Here is a 4,464-nt window from a genome sequence, read left to right as displayed (position 1 = left end):
CCCCCCAAGGCCGCGCACCGGATCCAGCGGAAACAACCCGACAATTCGCATCACCAGCATTTCCCCCACCCGCTGATCCTCCCGCAACCCCAACGACCGGCTCATTTCACCTCTCCCAGATCAAAACTCATCGCGGCCGCCGGCTTCGCGCCCACCCCGTACCAATCCAGCTTGCGGGTCAGCACCATGAACACCCCCAGCAGGCCGAACAGCAGCAACGAACCCATCAACAGCGCGTAGTCTTCGGCGCTCAACAGGCCATAAAGCAATCCGTACAACCCCGCCAACCCCGCCGAAAATCCCAGGCCGTGACTGACGCTGCGCAGCACATGGCAGACGTAAAACCCGATCAGCACCACGCAGGCACTCGCCGATACCAGGTACGCCAGGGTGAAACCGATGTGCTCCGACAGCGACAACAGCAGCAGGTAGAAGAACGCCAGCGCCACGCCGACCAATGCGTACTGGACCGGGTGCACCGCGAGGCTCTTGAGCACTTCGAAGAGAAAGAACCCGGCGAAGGTCAGCGCGATGAACAGCAGCGCATATTTGATCGCCCGGTCGCTCTTCAGGTACTGGTCCACCGGATCGACGAAACTTACACCGAACGCACGACTGCGGAACGCTTCGCAACCATCGCTGGGATCGCAGGCTTGCAGCGTTTCCAGAAGGTTGGTGGAGAAAAACGAGGTCTGCCAGTCGGCATTGAAGCCCTGTTCATTGATCTCGCGATTCACCGGCAGGTAATTGCCGATGAAGCTCGGGTGCGGCCAATCGGCGGACAGGTGCACCTTGGTGGACTTGCCCACCGGCAGGATCTGCAGTTCGCCGGTGCCTTGCAGGCGCAAGTCGAAACCGAAGGTCAGCTCGGGACTGCCCTGGGCGGTGATCATCGGCAACGGCACATGGACGCCCTGCCCCAGCCAGCCAAGCCGCGAACCGGGAAGGAAGTCGACGGTCTGTTGGTTCAGCGTCAGGGTCAATGCGTTCTCGATGCCACGAATATCACTGATGCCGACGCTCAGGTACGGCTCGTCAAAGCGGTAATCGGCGAAATCCTTCGGCGCGACGCCATAACGTTCCGGCACTTTGAAGCGGCCATCGATCCGGTTGTCGGCATGAAACAAGCGCGCTTCGTAGATGCCCCTGGCGCGGGTTTCGGTGCGGATCTGGCCGTCGAGTTCGAATTGCTCCGGGAGGAAATACAACTCGCCCGTTTGCTCGACGGTTTCGAGGAAACGCACGCCGGTCTTCTCGTTGGTATTCCAGACCTTCACGTCCTTGCGAAACGGCACCACGATCATCGGTCCGATCAACTGCTGGCTATGGCTGGAACTGCGGGCGATGTCCTGCAACACCCCGTCGCGCAGCTCCTGGCGCTCATCGATAAGGCCGCTGATCATCAATAGCGGGATCATCAACAAGAGAATCAAGAGGGCAATCATGCCCAGTTTTATGGCGAGGCTGCGGTTCATGTGGGGCTCTCCCTGTTCGAATGAGGGAGAGTCTGGCGCGGCTGTGTGGGCGGTTTATGCGGGGAATGTGGAGATTGTGTGGAGACAGGCCCGACGGCAGCTGAACTGTGGGAACGAGCCTGCTCGCGATAGCGGACTGTCTGGGCGATGATGTTGGATGGGCCACTGTCTTCGCGAGCAGGCTCGCTCCCACATAGGAGTGCTTTTTCAAATGGATTTTGTGGTGTCAGGGCAACCGCAGTACCACTTCCACCCCACCCTCGACATTACCGATGCCAAATTCCCCCCCATGCAACTGCACCACTTCCTCGACGAAGTTGAGCCCCAGGCCTGTGCTCTTGCGTCCGGTGCCAGGGCGCGGCAAGGAATAAAACCGCTCGCTCAGGCGCGGCAGTGCGTAGTCGGGAATCGGCTCGGCCTGGTTGAACAGACGGATCTCGACGCGGCTGCCCAGGCGCTCGGCGCTGATGCGCAACAGGCCTTCGACAGGGGTGAAGTCCAAGGCGTTTTCCAGCAAGTTGCCCAATGCCTGGCGCAGCAGGAATGCCTCCCCGGTCAGCGTCAGATCAGCGGGGATGTGTCGCTCCACGCGCAATTGACGGCTTTCGATCCAGCCGCCGCGAGCCTCCAGCAATTCATCGAGCAACGCCGCCAACGGAACCGCGACGATATCCTCCAACCCCTGGCGCTGCTCGACCTGGGCCAGGTTGAGCAGGCGCTCGATCAACTGCTGCATGCGCGCGCTTTCGCTGTCGATGTTGCTGACGAACCGCTGGTGCTGGGCGGCGGGCATGTCGCTCTGCAGCAGCTCGGCGGCGCCGCGAATGGCGGCCAGCGGGCTCTTCAGCTCATGGGTCAAGGTGTGCACATACCGCTCGACGTAGGCCTTGCCCTCGAGCTGGGTGCGCATGTGTTCGACGGCGCCCGCCAGTTGCTCGAATTCGCCGCCGCGATAATGCGGCACTTCCACCCGTCGGCCCTGGCTGACCGCCTGGGCATAACGAGTCAAACGGCGCAACGCCGCGCTGAGCCACCAGGACAGCAAGGCGCCCAGCAACAGGCCCAGGCCGATCAACCCGGCCCCATACGCCAGCAGGCGCCGCTCCGTGCGGTCGATGTAAGGTTGCAACGAGCTGTTGGGCTTGGCCACCGTGACCACGCCGATGATTCTTCCGTTGTCGCGGATCGGTGCCCCGACATGCATCACCGACGACGCCGGATCGTCCGGATCGTTGCGGGTCGAACGAGCGCCATAATGGCCGCGCAAGGTCAGGTAGACGTCATTCCATCGCGAATAATCCTGGCCCACCGCCACGCCACTGGAATCGAGCACGACAATGCCATTGGCATCCGTGACGTAGATCCGATGGTTGACCTGGTTTTTTGGCAAGCCCCAGATCGTCGCCGCCGGCTGGCGTTCGCCATAGGACCTGAGCAATTGCGGCCAGCGGTTCTGGTTGAGTGTCCCGGCCTTGAAATCGTCCCGCAGGATTTCGGCCATCAGGTTGGCCGTGTCCACCAGGGTTTCCTCGGTCGACTGACGCACGCCGGGACGGATCTCTTCCATCACTGTATTGAGCACGAAATACCCGGCCAGGCCGATGAACAGCACGTAAGCCAGGAAAATCCGGATACCCAGCGACATCAGCTGTGGCCCGGGCTGTAGCTGTAACCGAGGCCCCGGTGGGTCTGGATCGGTTCGGCCTCGGCGCGGACCAGACGCAACTTGGCACGCAGGCTCTTGATGTGGCTGTCGATGCTGCGCTCGTAGCCGGCATCGCTGGCCACGCCCAAGGCATCGAGCAACTGCTCGCGACTGAAGACCCGCTCAGGCTGCTCCAGCAGGCAGTTCAACAGGCGAAATTCATGACGAGTGAGGTTCAACGGTTTGCCGCGATAGCTGATCTGCACGCGCTCGCTGTCCACCTGGAACAACGCCGAAACCGTTTCCGCGAAGGGCCGCGGCGCCACGCGTTTGAGAATCGCGCGAACCCTGGCGGCAACTTCGCGAGGGCTGAAGGGCTTGACCACGTAATCATCGGCGCCAATCTCCAGGCCCACCACCCGGTCAATCTCGCCATCCCGAGCCGTAAGAAAAATTACCGGAACGTCGCTGAAACGTCTGAGATTCTTGCAAGTCTCGAAACCGCTGATATCCGGCAGGCCCACATCGAGAATAATCAGGTCCGCCGGAGTCTTCTGCTGATGTTCCAGAGCCGCGGCTCCCAGGCTCAACCAAGTGGTGTCAAAGCCCTCGCCCTGCAGCGCAAACACCAGCGTATCAGCGATGGCGGCTTCGTCTTCGACAATCAGAATATGAGGCATGGCAACCGGGCCCGACAGTAAAGTTGCCGGAACGGTGCCCCAAGCCTCGGGACACGTCAATCGGGGAAATCAACAGTCCGGTTTATCCGCGGTAAACCGTCGCGCCGGGTTCACCGCCGCGTCGAACTCACGCAAGGCCTTGGCACCAATCAGCAACGGGTAGTTGAAACTGCTGCGGTCGGTCAGGTTGACCTCGACGGTGCGCTTGACATTACCCAGGCACATTGCCAGTTCCACCACCGGACGCTTGCTGGGGGCGATCTTTTCGTCGTCGTCCTCGTCCTCTTCGGAACGGGTCTTGATCTTGCTGATGCGGGCGACCTTGTGTTCGTAGATCTTGTTGCTCGCGTCCTTGGTCGCCAGGCGGAAACGTACCCAGTCATCGCCGTCACGGGTAAACGTCTCGATGTCCTTGGCCGACAGCGAGGCGGTCAATGCGCCGGTGTCCATCTTGGCCTTGAGCACTTCACCGCCGATTTCCGGCAACGCGATGTATTCGTAGCGCCCATAGAGGGTCGGTTCGGCGGCGAGCACGGGAAGGGCCACCAGGGAAAGCAGGGCTAAAACGGATTTCATGTAAGGGGCTTCCGTTGTGGGAGTGGGATTTTAGACCGTGGTCAACGAATTCGTTCGGTACAGCGCACCGTGGGGGGGGGGGGGGGGG

4 protein-coding genes are annotated in these 4,464 nt (G+C 61.3%); all 4 read right to left on the bottom strand.

Going from position 1 to position 4,464, the window contains the following annotated elements; genetic code table 11:
• Positions 1–101: 101 nt before the first annotated feature.
• Positions 102–1,475, bottom strand: a complete 1,374-nt coding sequence (creD, locus tag ACE04F_RS02220) for a cell envelope integrity protein CreD (protein ID WP_486104473.1) — start codon at positions 1,473–1,475, stop codon at positions 102–104.
• Positions 1,476–1,701: 226 nt separating this feature from the next.
• Entirely contained in the window at positions 1,702–3,120 is a 1,419-nt protein-coding gene (gene creC, locus ACE04F_RS02215) for a two-component system sensor histidine kinase CreC (RefSeq protein ID WP_486104471.1), read from the bottom strand.
• Positions 3,120–3,800, bottom strand: a complete 681-nt coding sequence (creB, locus tag ACE04F_RS02210; RefSeq protein ID WP_486104469.1) for a two-component system response regulator CreB — start codon at positions 3,798–3,800, stop codon at positions 3,120–3,122. The genes creC and creB overlap by 1 nt, the downstream gene beginning before the upstream one ends.
• 69 nt (positions 3,801–3,869) lie before the next feature.
• On the bottom strand, positions 3,870–4,376 hold the full coding sequence (gene rloA2 / locus ACE04F_RS02205) for a retropepsin-like aspartic peptidase RloA2 (protein WP_486104467.1): 507 nt from the start codon (positions 4,374–4,376) through the stop codon (positions 3,870–3,872).
• Positions 4,377–4,464 lie beyond the last annotated feature (88 nt).

Source organism: Pseudomonas sp. AGC41 (genome assembly GCF_057334555.1).
The sequence above is the reverse complement of the archived record's forward strand: the minus strand, read 5'-3'. Positions and strand labels throughout refer to the sequence as shown.